We start from the raw sequence: 13,517 nt of genomic DNA on the forward strand, positions 1-13,517 counted from the left end.
AGGGGTGGACGGACGCTGGCACACGTAGCAGGATTGAGCCATGAGCTCCCATAACGCACTCCTGAAGCATGTAAGCATCGCCGCCAAGGATCCAACCTTGGTGGCGACGTTCGATATAGACGGAAATATCCCGGGGCAAGGCGCCTACGTGGTGGGCCTCCTGGCGGCCGGGCCGGACTATTCCCATCAGCGCAGGCTGGGTATTGAGTTCGTGAACGGCGAGGCCGTTTCCTTCTACTACTTCAACCATGACGGCACGGAAGAGAATTTCGACCTCAAGGGCGTGGAACACTCGGGGAACACCATCACCGGAAACTTCCCCATTGCGACTGTGCTTGGCCTCCCCAAGGGCCACCTCATGACGGCCTTCAGCGATTGTGACGGCCGGGACTACCAGGCCAACGTGCCTGTCGAAGAGTCCCTCTAGGCCCCTGCTAGGAGCTGGCTTTGTACACTTCCAGCTCAAGGGTGATGAAGGCATCGATCATGGCCTGGTAGGTCTTTTCGACGAGGTCGACGTCGATGTCCTTTTGTTTCGCAGTGGCGCGGACGTGTTCGATCACCCGCTCCACCCGGCCGGGAGCACGCACCTCGGCGCTGTCCGCCTTGAGGGTTCCGGCGATCCGGATCAGCCGTTCGCGGCGGCCGATCAGGGACACAATCTGCTCGTCCACCTCGTCAACAGCCACCCGCACGGCGGCGAGCTGTTCCCTGTCGGCCTGGGCGGTCTTGTCGTCTGCGTGATTTGTGGACATGTGCATGACAGTATCGAATGATGCAGCCACGAGTCGACTTAATTTCACTGGGTGTCCGCAGTGTTGACGCCGCCCGCAGCTTCTACGTTGACGGCCTCGGATGGCCGGTCCAGCGGGAAGTCCCCGGCGAGGTGCTCTTCATCCAGGCCAACCACGGCCTGGTCCTCTCGCTCTGGGACGCCGGGCAGATGCAGGCCGAAGCAGCCACCGATCCCCCTGCCGGCATTCCGTGCATCACGCTGAGCCACAATCTGGGCAGCGCGGCGGAAGTCGACTGGGTGATGGCCGAAGCGGAGTCTGCGGGGGCCACCATCGTCGCGGCGCCGCAGACCCAGCCCTGGGGCGGCTACACCGGCTATTTCGCCGATCCCGACGGCTACCGCTGGGAGGTCGCCTTCAACCCCAGCTGGGCGGTCGACGGCGGCGGCAAGGTGACGCTCTGACGCCCACCGTCACCACGGGAGTCCGCGCAGATCGATGGTTCCTTCCGGCCACGCCCCTACGGGCTGCGTTCCTGCGCTCCAGCGGCGCGCTAGAACAGGCTTCCCACCGGCTGGATGAGTTCCGGGGAGTCATTCTTCACGTTCCCGACGGCGGTGCCCACGGCGTCGATCGTCCAGCCCTCCGCGACGTCGTGCGCCCCGGCCCGGACCAGGTCCACGAGGGTGGCAGCGTCATCGGCCTGCGGATCCAGCCATGTCTCCATGGTCTGGCGGCCCATCGGCAGCGGGACCCTGTCGTGCAGCGCGGTCAGCTCGGCCAGCATTCCCCCGGCGTAGCCCTCCGGCGGCGAGTCAGTGGTCATGATCGACGTCGAAAGCATCCAGCGCTCCGGGTCCCCCTCGGCCTTGGAAGGGTCTTTCCACCACTCGAAGAGTCCGGCGAACACAATGGGGCGCCCGTCCCGGGGGTGAACGTAATAGGGCTGCTTGTTGCGGCCCTCGCCCTTCCATTCGTAGTAGCCGTCCGCCGGGACGGCGCAGCGCCGGGACCGGGTGGCCTTCCGGAACGCGGGCTTCTCGAGGACGCTCTCGCTGCGTGCATTGATCATCTTCGAACCGATGCCCGGGTCCTTGGCCCAGGACGGCACCAGCCCCCAGCGCGCGATATGCAGCTGCCGGACCGGGCTTCCGTCCACGAGCCGTTCCAGGATGATCGGCACGTCCGCGGTCGGGGCAACATTCCACGACGGCGGAATCGCGAACTCCTCCTCCAGCCCGGCATCGAATTCGGCCAGCAGGTCTCCGACGGCCCGGGCCATCACGTAGCGTCCACACATGGCACCAGCATGCCACCGCACGGATTCCGTGTCATCCGCCTGGCCGTCAGTCCGGGACACCCGCCGGCTGGCCGTATCCCCTAGACTCCCCGCATGGTCAAAACGTCAACGGTGGTCCTGATGTGCGGCGTGGCCGGCTCGGGAAAAACAAGCTACGCCAAGGCCCTTGAGGCCGAAGGTTACGTGCGGCTCTCGGTCGACGAGGAGATGTGGCGTCAGGACCGGGAGCTGGCGGCACGCTTCGGCACCCCCGAATACTTCGATTTCACCGTGGCGGTGGAACGGCAGCTCCGGATCCGGCTCGTGGAGCTCATGGCAGAGGGCCGGGACATCGTCGTCGATCTGTCCTTCTGGTCCAGACAGCGGCGCGAGGAATACAAAGAGCTCGTCACCGCCCACGGCGCTGCATGGCAGCTCGTGTATCTTGACGTGCCCAGGGATGAGCTCCTCCGGCGGCTGGAGCTGCGCCGGCTGCACGCGGGACCGAACTCGGCGCCGGTGGGACCTGCATACCTGGACAAGTTCCTCGCCGGCTTCGAGGCACCTGCTGATGAGGGCGAGACGGTAATACGCCCGTAGCGGCCGCCACCTCTGCGGGAATACCGGCCCCCGGGTTACGGTTAGTGACAATGACGTCCGACTTTTGTCGGCAACCGGCGCTGTCACCCGGCACCGTCAACCAGCTTTGAGGAGAACTTCGTGGACTTCACCCCCGAATCCGGCACCATCACCATGTTTTCGACCACCTGGTGCGGCTACTGCAACCGCCTGAAGAAGCAGTTGGACGCCCAGGGTATCGGCTACACCGAGATCAACATCGAAGAAGTTGAAGGCACCGCAGATCTCGTGGAGAAGCTCAACGGAGGCAACCGCACCGTCCCCACCGTGCTGTTCCCGGACGGCACCGCGGCCACCAACCCTTCCGCGGCACAGGTCAAGAGCAGGCTCGCCGCCTGAGTCTCGCCCGAGGGCCGTTTGTGCAACCTGTTGTACATTGCGCAACAACTTCTGGAATTTGGACCTGGCTGTGTGATAGACAGATCACAGTCACAAATAGCGCTGCCTCCATTTCCCGCACTGTACTCAAGGGAGCTTTTCCGTGGTCCACAAAGTCAAAGGTGTAGTAGCCCGCTCCAAGGGAGCGCCCGTCACGGTGGAGACCATCCTGGTCCCCGATCCCGGCCCGGGTGAGGCGCTGGTGGACATCCTCACCAGCGGTGTCTGCCACACCGATCTGCACTACAAGCTTGGTGCCATCAACGACGGCTTCCCGTTCCTGCTGGGCCATGAGGCCACCGGCGTCGTCAGCGCCGTGGGACCGGACGTCACCTCGGTGGCCCCCGGCGACCGAGTGGTCCTGAACTGGCGTGCCGTCTGCGGCGAGTGCCGGGCCTGCCGCCGCGGCGAGCCGCAGTACTGCTTCAACACCCACAACGCCACGCAGAAGATGACCCTCGAGGACGGCACCGAGCTCACCGCCGCCCTGGGCATCGGCGCGTTCGCCGCGAAGACCCTTGTGGCCGCCGGCCAGTGCACCAAGGTGGACCCTGAGGCCGACCCCGCCGCCATCGGGCTGCTGGGCTGTGGCGTCATGGCCGGCCTGGGTGCCGCCATCAACACCGGAAACGTCAAGCTGGGCGATTCCGTCGCCGTCATCGGCTGCGGCGGAGTGGGCATGGCGGCCGTCGCCGGCGCCGCGCTCGCGGGTGCCACCACGGTCATCGCCGTCGACATCGACGCCAAGAAGCTCGAACGCGCCAGGGAATTCGGTGCCACCCACACCGTGGATTCCTCCGCCCTCGATCCGGTCGAGGCGATCCGCGAACTCACCGGCGGTTTCGGCGCCGACGTCGTGATCGACGCCGTCGGACGCCCCGAGACGTACAAGCAGGCGTTCTACGCCCGCGACCTCGCCGGCACGGTGGTCCTGGTGGGCGTTCCCAGCCCGGAGATGACCCTGGAGCTGCCGCTGCTGGATGTCTTCGGCCGGGGCGGCTCGCTGAAATCCTCCTGGTACGGCGACTGCCTGCCCTCGCGCGACTTCCCGATGCTCATCAGCCTCTACCGGCAGGGCAAGCTGGACCTCGACGCCTTCGTCACGGAGCGGATCACGATCGACCAGATCGAGGAAGCCTTCGACAAGATGCACGCCGGCGCGGTACTGCGCTCGGTCGTTGAACTGTGAGCGCCGGAACCGGGGGCACACTGAAGATCGAGCAGCTGGTAACCTCGGGCACGTTCTCGCTCGACGGCGGCACCTGGGACGTCGACAACAACGTCTGGATCGTCGGCGACGACCAGGAATGCCTGATCATCGACCCGGCGCACGACCCGGCTGCCGTCGAGGCCGCCGTCGCGGGCCGGAAGGTCACCGCCATCCTGCTGACACACGGGCACGATGACCACATCGGCGCCGTCGGCGAGGTCCGCGACCGCGTCGGCGCAGCGGTCCATCTGAACCGTGAGGACTGGATGCTTTGGGAGCGCGTGTTCCCGGGCACCGAACCTGACCACGCGATCGCGGACGGGGATACTTTCGACGTCGCCGGTGCGCGGCTGCTGGCCCTGCACACGCCGGGCCACTCGCCGGGTTCGACGTGCTTCTACCTGGCAAGCGAGGGCACCGTCTTCAGCGGCGACACGCTGTTCCAGGGCGGCCCGGGAGCCACCGGCCGGTCCTTCAGCGACTTCCCCACCATCATCGAGTCCATCCGGAGCCGCCTGCTGACGCTCCCGGCGGACACCGTGGTGAGGACCGGACACGGGGATACGACGACGGTCGGCGCCGAGGCGCCGCAGCTCGAGGAATGGATCGCGCGGGGGCACTGAGCCCGGACGGCCGGCCTGCGCGGTCAGCCGCGCAGGCTGGCGAAGTCTCCGAAGCCGAGCTGCGCGTAGCGGGCGTAGGTGTCGATCACGGCCGCCTCGATGGCGTCCACGTCCAGGTGCGGGACGAGGTCGTTGACGGCGCCGGCCGTGGCAGGGTCCCAGTCCAGGCCGAGCGCCGCGTAGCTGGCTTCCAGCACGGCGCGGATCGGGGCGGAGTTCTCCACCACGATCACCGAGCTGAACAGCCAGCCGCCGGCCACGACGCGCTGGGCGGTGCCGATCAGCTTCACCTGTTGGGCCGGATGCTCCGGATCCTGGCCGTGGACGCTGAATTCGCCGGGGCAGTACTCGCCGGGAATCTCGCCGACGGCGGCGTCGACTCCGGCGCTGCGCAGCGCCTGCGCCAGCAGTTCGCCGAAGAAGGAGAAGCGTCCTTTGGCGCCGGCGATCGCGTCCCGGTGCGGTTCCAGATGGTCGATCACGAGGGTGCCCTGGTGGTAGGCAGCGGCACGCCCGCCGGCCTTGCGGACCAGCGGCTCAAAGCCCAGCTCGCGGCATGCCTGAGCGGCGGCGTCGAAGCCCGGAAGGTGTGTGTCCCGCTGCCCGAAGGCGACAGTGGGCACCGGGCGGTAGAGCCGCAGCATGGGTCCCACCTCGCCGGCCTTGACCTTCTGCAGCAGTTCGATCGCGAAGTCGAGATCCCCGGCGGCACCGAGGGACTCCTCCTGCCGGACGATCGTCAGCGTGCGTGGTCCGCCCGGGGCCTCCGACATCTTGTTATGCTCCCTTATGGTCATCTTGCAGTTCCTCGTCGTGGCCGCAGCGTTCGCCGTCATCGACGCCGTCTGGCTCAAGTCAATGAGCAAGTTCTACCGGCGGAGTCTGGGGCACCTCCTGGCGGACAAGCCCCATCTAGGGTACGCCGTTGTTTTCTACGTCTTGTACATCATCGGGATCGTCTTCTTCGCCCTCCAGCCGGCGCTCGACGGCGGAAGCTGGCTCACCGCGCTGGGCTACGGCGCCGCGCTGGGAACGTTCGCCTACGCCACCTATGACCTGACCAACGCCGCGACCCTGAAGAGCTGGCCGCTCGTCATCGTCGTGGTGGACATCGTCTGGGGTGCCTTCCTGACCGGCCTGGCCACGCTGGTCGGCTGGCTCGTCTTCCACTAGCATTTCCCGGCGAGCGGCGTCGGCGGCGGCCCCGGCCCCCAACTGACCCGCAGTTGTTGTCGTTTTGAGCACTGAAAACGACAACTATTGCGAGCCACTTGGGTGGTCAGGACTTCCGCAGCGTCAGGATCTGTTCCGCGCGGCCGAACGGACCGGTGAGGTCATGCAGCACCGTCGAGGTGAGGCCGATTCCGTCCGTGCCGAAGGACACCTCGTTGTCCAGCCCCAGCCACTCCCCTTCGGGGCGCCGGTACATGTGGATCTGCAGGTCAAGGTTGGGGAAGGCGTAGCTGCCATGGCCCGGCGGGACGCGCGCGGCGATCCCGTTGGCCGTGTCCACGAGGCCGATCAGCCGGGCCAGGTCGCTGCTGTCCGCCTGGTCCGTCAACGGGTGTGTGGTGTGCAGCCAGACCGTGCCGGAGCCGGCGCGGTGCCCCTCGGCAATCCGCATCTGCAGCGAGGCGATGTACCCGCCCGGCCAGATGCTCGCGGCGTCGTAGGGTTCGCATCCTTCCGGCGCGGGGATCCGGGGATCCTCAAAGGCGGCGATGGCGGCGGTGTCGGACATGATCATCCGCCAGGCCGTGGCGCGGATCGCGACCCGCCCCTCCGCCACCAGCTCGGCCTGCAGCAGCTCGATGGTCCGGCCCGGGCGGAGCGTGGTGGTGGTGACTTCGAATTCGCCGCCGGGGATCAGTCCGAGGATCTCGTAGCTCAGGCGCGCCATCCGCATGTCGTCCCGCGGCTCGTGCCGGGCCAGGCAGTCCGCCATGATGCCGGACGCGGGTGCCATGTGCTGCTCCTGTTCGTTCCAGGCGCCCTGGGCGTGGATAGTGGAGCGGAAGCGCCCCTCCCCCAGCACCTCGTAATAGAAGTCGCCCTCGGCAAGCACCGGTAGTTCAGCAGTCAACGTCCGCCCTTTCGCAGCATCAATCGTAGAGAATCCCAAACCACCCTATCCCCTGCTGCGGCGTGCCTCAGGCCTCTACGCGGACGCCCGCCAGAAGGCCACATGGTCCTTGATGTGCTCGGCCTCGGACGTCGGCTCGGCGTAGAACCAGGCCGCATCCTGGTTCCGCTGGCCGTCCACCAGGAGGCTGTAATAGCCGGCCTGGCCCTTCCAGACGCAGACGCTGCTATGGCTGCTGTCCTCCAGGTACTCGGAGTCTGCAGGCATCCGGAGGAACCCGCGGACCCGCGCGGCCGGTGCTCCCACTCGTTCCGCCGGACTGGGTAGACTCGGAATCAGGTTTTTCACGACTATCCTCCGAAGAGGTGCTCCCCTGATTCGAGTCATCAGCTACAACCTCCGCAAGCACAAGGCCAGTGGTGAGCTGGTTGATCTGGCCCGCGATTTCGAGATTGATGCTTTGTGCCTCCAGGAGTGCGACACCAACGATCTCCCGGAAACCATCGGCAACCTGCACCTTGCCGACGCCACCAAGGGCAACCGGCTGGGCTTGGCGATCTATTACCGGATGGACCGGTTCACGGCCTATGAGACCAAGACATTCGCCCTGAAGAAGTCTCTGCATGACCGCGTCCTGTCGCCCGCGCACGAGCGCCTGATCGGCACCCGGGTGATCGACAAGGAGACGGACCATGATCTTGTCATCGCGTCCTTCCATGCGGCACCCCTGACCGCGTCGAACTCGCTGCGGCGGAACCAGATCCACGCCGCCCACGCGGAGCTGCTCAGCATGGGCGGGGGCCTGTCGCTGATGGTGGGCGACTTCAACTACCCGTTCTTCACCAAGTACCTGACCGCCCAGATGAAGGACGCCGGTTACGACCTGACGCTCAGCGACCGGCGGACGTACACGCGGTACAAGGTCTTCAAGGGCCACTTCGACTTCGCGACGTCGCAGGGGCTCGAGATCGAAAGCGTGGAAACCCTCCCGCGCGGCGCCTCGGACCACCTGCCCATCCTGATTTCGGCGGAATACGGTCAGGACGCACCGGAAGCTGACGACCCGGCGTCACCCACCGCAGAGTAGCCGTCGAAGCCGCAACAACTCCCGGTGAACAGGCCGTGAACGGACTGCCGAAAGCACCGTTGCCGTTGCCTTCCCGTGATCTACCTCTGGGCGTGACCCACTCCAGACGTACGTTCATGACCGCCGCAGGAACGGCCACCGCCACCGCGCTCCGCCGCCGGGAGCAGCTGGAGGGCCGCCGGCGCGCCCGCCACCCACGATGCCCTGTCCCTCAAGTTATTCGCCATGATTTCAAAGGAGCATTAAATGACAGACGCCGCATCCGGCCAATTCGGATACGGCATTCGAAAAAGGCCACGAAAATTAAGGATCAATAGAATCCCGCCAGCGGCCAAGAGGCGGGCAGGCCAGGCCACTGGGTCGGCAAACCCCTTGGTTCGGCCGATAACCACGGGCTTTGAAAACCTGACGGCCTAAAGGTCCAGCACCAGCCTCTCGCTTCGGCAGCGCGAAACACAAATCATCATTGTTTCATTTGCGGCCCGTTCCTCATCGTTGAGAATTTCATCACGGTGATCCGGAATCCCGCCTAAGACAACCGTTTGGCATGTTCCGCATGTGCCTTTCCGGCAGGAATTCAACGCGGGAATTCCGGCACCTTGCAGGGCGTCCAGAATTGTCTCATTTGCCTTAACATCGATTTCCATTCCATCGGCGGTTTCCACTACGAACGGGGCATCGTCGCCAGCCGGGCCGCCGCCTGGCTCCGCGCCGCCGTCGTCTTCCGAACCGAAGTCCTCAAACAGCAGGTGCGGCACCAGACCGTCCGTGTGTGCCGCGCGAAGTTCGGCGAGCATCCGTTCCGGGCCGCACGTGAAGACAGTGGCATCCCCGGCCAGCCCCGCCCCGCGCAGATACTCCGTCAGGTCCGTGCGGCCGGATTCCTCCAGGGCACGGATGCGGACCTTCTCTCCGGCAGGGTCAAGGACGGCCAACTCGTCTTCGAAAGCCATGGAGTGCAAGCCGCGCCCGAGGTACAGCAGACGCCAGGACTCCCCCTTTTGGTGCGCCGCCCGGATCATGGGCAGCAGCGGTGTGATTCCGATGCCGCCGGCAATGAACACCTTCTCCCCGGAGCCCGGGGTGCCGCGGAAGTTGTTCTTCGGGCCGCGGATGTCGAGGACATCGCCCGCCTTCAGCGACTCGTGGACGTAGCGTGAGCCGCCCCGGCTGGACTGCTCCCGCAGCACCGCGATGCGCCATTCGTAGCGTTCGGCCGGATCGGAGCACAGCGAGTACTGACGCAGGATCCCATTGGCGAACAGGACATCGATGTGGGCACCCGGTTCCCATGCCGGCAGCGCACCACCGTCGGGATCCGACAGAATCAATGAAAGGACGCCGTCAGCTTCCCGCCGGACCTCGCTGACGGTGAGGCGGACGAAGCCTTTTCCGGCCGGCGCGGGCACGCTGAGCCTGGCAGTGTCAGCGGCCTGGAGCGTCATCGCTGCCTCCGCTAAGCACAGCGTTCACGGCGGTGACCACCGCTCCGTCGTGGACCAGTTCGCCGGCTTTGCGCAGCCGTGGGTACAGGACCACATCCTGCTTGAGGTGGTCGATGGGGCGGCCATCGGCGGCGGCCGTGGAGCGCAGCAGAGCCAGTGCGGCCAGGCTCGCGGCCCCCGGCATGGCGCCGGCCGTGGCAGGAAGGCGCATGCGCAATTCCAAGGCCTGCGCGGCCATGAGGAGTTCGACCGCCACCACGGACTCGATGTTGGTGACGATCTGACGCGCGTGCCGGCCGGCGTTGTTGGCCATCGACACATGGTCTTCCTGGTTCGCGCAGGTGGGGATGGAGTCCACGCTGTCCGGATGGGCGAGCGTCTTACAGTCGGAGACCAGGGCAGCCGCGAGGTACTGCGGCAGCATGTACCCGCAGTCCATCCCGATCTGTTCGCTGGCCACCAGCATGTCCGGCAGGCCGCGGTTCAGCGTGCCGTCGTCGAGCCGGAACAGCCGGCGTTCGGTGATGTTGCCGATTTCCGTGACCACAATCGAAATGAAGTCCGCTACGAAGGCGACATATTCGGCGTGGAAGTTGCCGCCGGAGACGGCTTTGAGCGTGCGGGTGGACGGCAGTGACGGGAAGATCAGCGGGTTGTCGGTGGCGGCGTTGATCTCGTTGTCGATGATCCCGGCGGCGAACTCCAGCGTGTCCTTGACCGGGCCGAAGACCTGCGGGATGCAGCGCAGCGAGTAGGCGTCCTGGGGCGGCTGGCGCACGGGGTCGGTGCCGGCGTCGCCGTCCACCAGCCCACTGCCGGCGAGGAGTTCGCGGAGCCGTGCGGCCACCTCGATCTGGCCGCGCTGGCCCCGGGCCTGGTGGAGTTCATCGATAAAGGCATCACCAAAGCCCATGAGGGCCTCGATGGTCATGGCCGCCGTGATCTGCGCCGTTTCCAGCAGGTTCTGCGCGTCGTAGAGTGCAAGGGCCGCCTGGGCGCAGGAGAAAGACGTGCCGTTCAGGAGTGCCAGTCCGTCCTTGGCGCCGAGCGGAAGGCGCGCTATCCCCGCGTTGGCCATGGCGGCGATGCCGGACACCACTGCTCCGTCCACGAAGGCCTCACCGGAGTCCAGTTCTTCGTCCTCACCGGCATGGGAGCGGGACATAACGATGGCCACGTGGGCCAACGGGATGAGGTCGCCGGAGGCGCCGAGGGAACCGTATTCCGGGATGGCGGGGTACACGCCCCGGTTAAGCATCTGCGTCAGCGTCGTCACAATGTCCGCCCGAACGCCCGAATGGCCTTGGGTGAGGCTGACAATGCGGATGAACATGGTCGCCCGCACCACTTCCTCGTCCACGTACCGGCCCACGCCTGCCGCGTTGGAGAGAACCAGGCGGCGGGACAGCTCCGCGGCGTCAGACGGCTCATCGAAGGCCTGGCGGCCGGCGAGGGAACCGAACCCGGTGTTGATGCTGTAGATGGGTGCGGTCTTTTTACCGGCTTTCATTTCGTCCATGACGCCGTCCAACCACTCCTGGCTGGGCTTCATCCGTGCCAGTGCCTGCTCATCCACCACTACGGGGCGCCGGTGGCGGGCCACGTCGATCAGGTCCTGCAAGGTTGTGCGGTGCGTTCCAAGGACCACCGGCGCGGTATCAAGCAGAGTTTCGAGCGTCATCGCGTACCTCTCGGGTTGTTCGGCGGCTAGCGAGGGAACCCAGCGATGCCGCCAGGTTCTCCGCCGCCTCATTCATTGTTTTTAGCGTCGAGTTCAGCCAGGCACGGGAGCCGCAGCGGCTCTCCGGTCCGGCCACGTTCAGGGCGCAGACAGCTTCACCGTCGAGCATCACCGGCACGGCGACGGAGACGGCACCCGGATCCAGTTCGCCGCGGGATACCACCCAGCCGTTGGCCCGGATCTGGGCGAGACTGAGCTGGATCTGCGCCGCCGAGGGTGAGTTGTCCGTAAAGCGCGGAAGATCGCCGTCGAGCACCTGGCGCACGACGTCGGCCGGCGCCCAGGCGAGCAGGGTCCGGGGGCCGGCCCCTGCGGTCAGCGGCAGGAGCTCATTGACGGCGAACGTGTACTTGAAGGCCTTGTCCGGTTCCGCACGGCGCAGGCACATGGCCTGCGTTCCGACCCGGATCACCATGACCGCGGTTTCGCCCACGGCGTCCACAATGCCCTTCAGCACAGCTGTGCCGACTTCCGCAAGATGGCTCTGCGTCAGGTGCCGGCCCGACAACGCCAGCAGGGCGGGACCTGGCCGGTAGATGCCGGAGCCCTCCTGGACGAAGCCGTGTTCACGCAGTTGATGGAAGTAGCGGTAGGTGGTGCTGACCGGAATCCCGAGCTTCAGGGCCACACTCTCCACGGTGGAATCGCCGGCTTCCGCGACTTCGGAAAGGATCATGAGTCCCCTCTCGAAGGATGTATGGGTTGCCATGGCGTTGCCTCCTGTCTGATTCGGGCGCCGTGTGTCGCCGGTCACGGAGTGATCGTGCAGGGCGCCCGGCCGGATGTACAAAACCCATTCTCACAGAGTGAGAACGGTATTTATCGGGTGCTTCCGTTTCTCGATACTTTGATGCCACGAATTGGCTGCCCGCAGCAAAGCACTCCGACGGTTTCGAGGCCCACGATGTCAGTAAGCACTCCCCGGAAGAACGTTCCCGTGTTGTCGGACGATCCCTACACGGACGAGAACCTCACCAACCCGTACCCCTTGTTCGATCGGATGCGGGCCGCAGGGCCGGCCGTGTGGCTCGAGAAGTACGGTGTCCTGGCCTTTGCCGGTTTCGAGGAATGCAAGGAGATCCTTGAGGACTACGCAACGTTCATCTCCAGCGCCGGCGTCGGCCCCAAGAACCTCCATCACGAGCCCGCGTGGCGCCCGCAAGGGATCCTGGAATCGGACCCGCCAGTCCATGGCCCCATGCGCGCCGCGATGGCCGGGGTCATCTCCCCCCGCGGTGTCCGGTCCCTGCGGGCACAGTTCGAGGTCTTCGCCGATGAACTGGTGGAACAGCTCATCGGCCGTGGAAAGTTCGACGGCGTCAAGGACCTCGCTGAGCTGTTCCCCATCCGCGTCTTCGGCGACGCCGTCGGGATCCCGCGGGAGGGCCGCGAAGCAAACCTGCTGCCGCACGGAGCCATGAACTTCAGCGCCTTCGGCCCCGACGACGAGCGCTCCCGGGCATTCTTCGACCAGGGCGCCGGAACGCATGAATGGGTCATGAACAATTGCGCCCGCGAAAACCTGTCCGCGGACGGCATGGGTGCCCAGATCTGGGAGTACGCCGACCGCGGCGAAATCACGGCCGAGCAGGCCGCGTTGCTGGTCAGGGCCATGCTGTCCGCAGGCCTCGACACCACCGTTTTCTCTATCGGCAATACCCTTCAGGCACTGGCCTCCCACCCCCAGGAGTGGGCCAGGCTTCACGCCAATCCGCGTCTGGCCAAGTTCGCCATTGATGAAGCACTCCGCTACGAGTCACCCTTCCAGTCATTCTTCCGGACCGTTGCGACTGACACGGTTTTTCGGGACATTCCGCTGCCGGCCGGGTCAAAGGTGCTGTTGTTCATGGGTTCGGCCAACCGCGACGCCAGCCAGTGGGGACCAACCGCGGACCAGTTCATGATCGGCCGGAACGCCGGGGGACATCTGGCCTTCGGCATGGGCATCCACCACTGCGTGGGCCAGCCTATATCCCGGCTTGAGATGGACGTCCTCTTCACAGCCCTGGCCAAGCGCATCAAATGCCTGGAGCTGGTGGGCGAGCCCGTGCCGTACCTGCACAACACCCTCCGCGGCTGGCGCTCCGTCCCGCTCAAAATCGTGGCCGCCTGACCTGTGCTTTCCGTAAGGAGGTCTTGTCCAGCTTCGTTTCGCTCCCCGTGTTGACCAGTTATCGGTTATGAGACGGCTAGCCGGGTCAAAAAGACTGAACCATGCTGGTCGAGGACAGCACGGCATCGGGATCCTCAAACGGCGCTGGCTAGGTGATGAGCTCGGCACGGAGCAGCTGGGGCTGT

At 65.8% G+C, this 13,517-nt stretch carries 17 protein-coding genes; 9 read left to right on the forward strand and 8 right to left on the reverse strand.

What is annotated here, in order from left to right:
* The first annotated feature begins 40 nt into the window (after window positions 1–40).
* Window positions 41–427 carry a hypothetical protein gene (locus ACQCSU_RS02795; protein WP_426978144.1) on the forward strand — a complete coding sequence of 129 codons (387 nt, stop codon included), beginning with the start codon at window positions 41–43 and terminating at the stop codon, window positions 425–427.
* Between the two features lie 7 nt (window positions 428–434).
* Here ACQCSU_RS02795 and ACQCSU_RS02800 read toward each other — a convergent pair whose 3' ends face one another.
* Entirely contained in the window at window positions 435–761 is a 327-nt protein-coding gene (locus ACQCSU_RS02800) for a chorismate mutase (protein ID WP_426978146.1), read from the reverse strand.
* 14 nt (window positions 762–775) lie between these two features.
* On the opposite strand from ACQCSU_RS02800, the gene ACQCSU_RS02805 reads away from it, so the two are divergent.
* Entirely contained in the window at window positions 776–1,198 is a 423-nt protein-coding gene (locus tag ACQCSU_RS02805; protein WP_426979925.1) for a VOC family protein, read from the forward strand.
* An 89-nt stretch (window positions 1,199–1,287) separates the two neighbouring features.
* Here ACQCSU_RS02805 and ACQCSU_RS02810 read toward each other — a convergent pair whose 3' ends face one another.
* The gene (locus ACQCSU_RS02810) at window positions 1,288–2,034 is read right to left on the reverse strand and encodes an SOS response-associated peptidase (RefSeq protein WP_426978147.1); all 747 of its coding nucleotides are present in this window, start codon (window positions 2,032–2,034) and stop codon (window positions 1,288–1,290) included.
* A gap of 93 nt (window positions 2,035–2,127) precedes the next feature.
* Here ACQCSU_RS02810 and ACQCSU_RS02815 point away from each other — a divergent pair, with 93 nt between their 5' ends.
* The 4 genes from ACQCSU_RS02815 (at window position 2,128) to ACQCSU_RS02830 (ending at window position 4,863) form a co-directional block, all read left to right on the forward strand.
* A complete protein-coding gene (locus ACQCSU_RS02815) occupies window positions 2,128–2,613 on the forward strand; it encodes an AAA family ATPase (RefSeq protein ID WP_426978148.1) in 486 nt (161 codons plus the stop codon).
* A 120-nt stretch (window positions 2,614–2,733) separates the two neighbouring features.
* Window positions 2,734–2,991 carry a mycoredoxin gene (locus tag ACQCSU_RS02820; protein ID WP_354190350.1) on the forward strand — a complete coding sequence of 86 codons (258 nt, stop codon included), beginning with the start codon at window positions 2,734–2,736 and terminating at the stop codon, window positions 2,989–2,991.
* 142 nt (window positions 2,992–3,133) lie between these two features.
* A complete protein-coding gene (locus ACQCSU_RS02825) occupies window positions 3,134–4,219 on the forward strand; it encodes an S-(hydroxymethyl)mycothiol dehydrogenase (RefSeq protein WP_426978149.1) in 1,086 nt (361 codons plus the stop codon).
* Complete coding sequence (locus ACQCSU_RS02830) at window positions 4,216–4,863, forward strand: MBL fold metallo-hydrolase (protein WP_426978151.1); 648 nt, start codon at window positions 4,216–4,218, stop codon at window positions 4,861–4,863. The genes ACQCSU_RS02825 and ACQCSU_RS02830 overlap by 4 nt, the downstream gene beginning before the upstream one ends.
* 23 nt (window positions 4,864–4,886) lie before the next feature.
* On the opposite strand, the gene ACQCSU_RS02835 is transcribed toward ACQCSU_RS02830, so the two are convergent.
* Window positions 4,887–5,636, reverse strand: coding sequence for a lipoate--protein ligase family protein (locus tag ACQCSU_RS02835; RefSeq protein WP_426978152.1), 750 nt, complete (start codon window positions 5,634–5,636; stop codon window positions 4,887–4,889).
* A 16-nt stretch (window positions 5,637–5,652) separates the two neighbouring features.
* Here ACQCSU_RS02835 and ACQCSU_RS02840 point away from each other — a divergent pair, with 16 nt between their 5' ends.
* A complete protein-coding gene (locus ACQCSU_RS02840; protein WP_426978153.1) occupies window positions 5,653–6,036 on the forward strand; it encodes a DUF2177 family protein in 384 nt (127 codons plus the stop codon).
* 106 nt (window positions 6,037–6,142) lie between these two features.
* Here ACQCSU_RS02840 and ACQCSU_RS02845 read toward each other — a convergent pair whose 3' ends face one another.
* Window positions 6,143–6,946 (reverse strand): thioesterase family protein, encoded by an 804-nt coding sequence (locus ACQCSU_RS02845; RefSeq protein WP_426978154.1) that lies wholly within the window; start codon window positions 6,944–6,946, stop codon window positions 6,143–6,145.
* Between the two features lie 75 nt (window positions 6,947–7,021).
* Window positions 7,022–7,213, reverse strand: a complete 192-nt coding sequence (locus ACQCSU_RS02850; RefSeq protein WP_426978155.1) for a DUF427 domain-containing protein — start codon at window positions 7,211–7,213, stop codon at window positions 7,022–7,024.
* Between the two features lie 109 nt (window positions 7,214–7,322).
* Between ACQCSU_RS02850 and ACQCSU_RS02855 the strand changes: the two genes are divergently transcribed.
* Entirely contained in the window at window positions 7,323–8,033 is a 711-nt protein-coding gene (locus ACQCSU_RS02855) for an endonuclease/exonuclease/phosphatase family protein (protein WP_426979926.1), read from the forward strand.
* A 413-nt stretch (window positions 8,034–8,446) separates the two neighbouring features.
* Here the strand turns inward: ACQCSU_RS02855 and ACQCSU_RS02860 are convergent, their stop codons facing one another.
* Genes ACQCSU_RS02860 through ACQCSU_RS02870 form a run of 3 tightly spaced genes read right to left on the reverse strand, consistent with a single transcriptional unit; the run spans window position 8,447 to window position 11,928 of the window.
* Complete coding sequence (locus ACQCSU_RS02860; RefSeq protein WP_426978157.1) at window positions 8,447–9,478, reverse strand: PDR/VanB family oxidoreductase; 1,032 nt, start codon at window positions 9,476–9,478, stop codon at window positions 8,447–8,449.
* Window positions 9,459–11,159 (reverse strand): HAL/PAL/TAL family ammonia-lyase, encoded by a 1,701-nt coding sequence (locus ACQCSU_RS02865; protein WP_426978158.1) that lies wholly within the window; start codon window positions 11,157–11,159, stop codon window positions 9,459–9,461. The genes ACQCSU_RS02860 and ACQCSU_RS02865 overlap by 20 nt, the downstream gene beginning before the upstream one ends.
* Window positions 11,137–11,928 (reverse strand): IclR family transcriptional regulator, encoded by a 792-nt coding sequence (locus tag ACQCSU_RS02870; protein ID WP_426978159.1) that lies wholly within the window; start codon window positions 11,926–11,928, stop codon window positions 11,137–11,139. The genes ACQCSU_RS02865 and ACQCSU_RS02870 overlap by 23 nt, the downstream gene beginning before the upstream one ends.
* A 228-nt stretch (window positions 11,929–12,156) precedes the next feature.
* Between ACQCSU_RS02870 and ACQCSU_RS02875 the strand changes: the two genes are divergently transcribed.
* Complete coding sequence (locus tag ACQCSU_RS02875; RefSeq protein ID WP_426978160.1) at window positions 12,157–13,332, forward strand: cytochrome P450; 1,176 nt, start codon at window positions 12,157–12,159, stop codon at window positions 13,330–13,332.
* The last annotated feature ends 185 nt before the right edge of the window (window positions 13,333–13,517 follow it).

This window comes from Pseudarthrobacter sp. O4 (assembly GCF_050157025.1).
Classification (GTDB): Bacteria; Actinomycetota; Actinomycetes; order Actinomycetales; family Micrococcaceae; genus Arthrobacter.

Excerpts from the sequence above, each read along its gene's own strand:
- ACQCSU_RS02795 (WP_426978144.1), top strand. The coding sequence starts at position 41 with ATGAGCTCCCATAACGCACTCCTGAAGCATGTAAGCATCGCCGCCAAG.
- ACQCSU_RS02800 (WP_426978146.1), bottom strand. The coding sequence starts at position 761 with ATGCACATGTCCACAAATCACGCAGACGACAAGACCGCCCAGGCCGAC.
- ACQCSU_RS02805 (WP_426979925.1), top strand. The coding sequence starts at position 776 with ATGCAGCCACGAGTCGACTTAATTTCACTGGGTGTCCGCAGTGTTGAC.
- ACQCSU_RS02810 (WP_426978147.1), bottom strand. The coding sequence starts at position 2,034 with ATGTGTGGACGCTACGTGATGGCCCGGGCCGTCGGAGACCTGCTGGCC.
- ACQCSU_RS02815 (WP_426978148.1), top strand. The coding sequence starts at position 2,128 with ATGGTCAAAACGTCAACGGTGGTCCTGATGTGCGGCGTGGCCGGCTCG.
- ACQCSU_RS02835 (WP_426978152.1), bottom strand. The coding sequence starts at position 5,636 with ATGTCGGAGGCCCCGGGCGGACCACGCACGCTGACGATCGTCCGGCAG.
- ACQCSU_RS02840 (WP_426978153.1), top strand. The coding sequence starts at position 5,653 with ATGGTCATCTTGCAGTTCCTCGTCGTGGCCGCAGCGTTCGCCGTCATC.
- ACQCSU_RS02850 (WP_426978155.1), bottom strand. The coding sequence starts at position 7,213 with ATGCCTGCAGACTCCGAGTACCTGGAGGACAGCAGCCATAGCAGCGTC.
- ACQCSU_RS02860 (WP_426978157.1), bottom strand. The coding sequence starts at position 9,478 with ATGACGCTCCAGGCCGCTGACACTGCCAGGCTCAGCGTGCCCGCGCCG.
- ACQCSU_RS02865 (WP_426978158.1), bottom strand. The coding sequence starts at position 11,159 with ATGACGCTCGAAACTCTGCTTGATACCGCGCCGGTGGTCCTTGGAACG.
- ACQCSU_RS02870 (WP_426978159.1), bottom strand. The coding sequence starts at position 11,928 with ATGGCAACCCATACATCCTTCGAGAGGGGACTCATGATCCTTTCCGAA.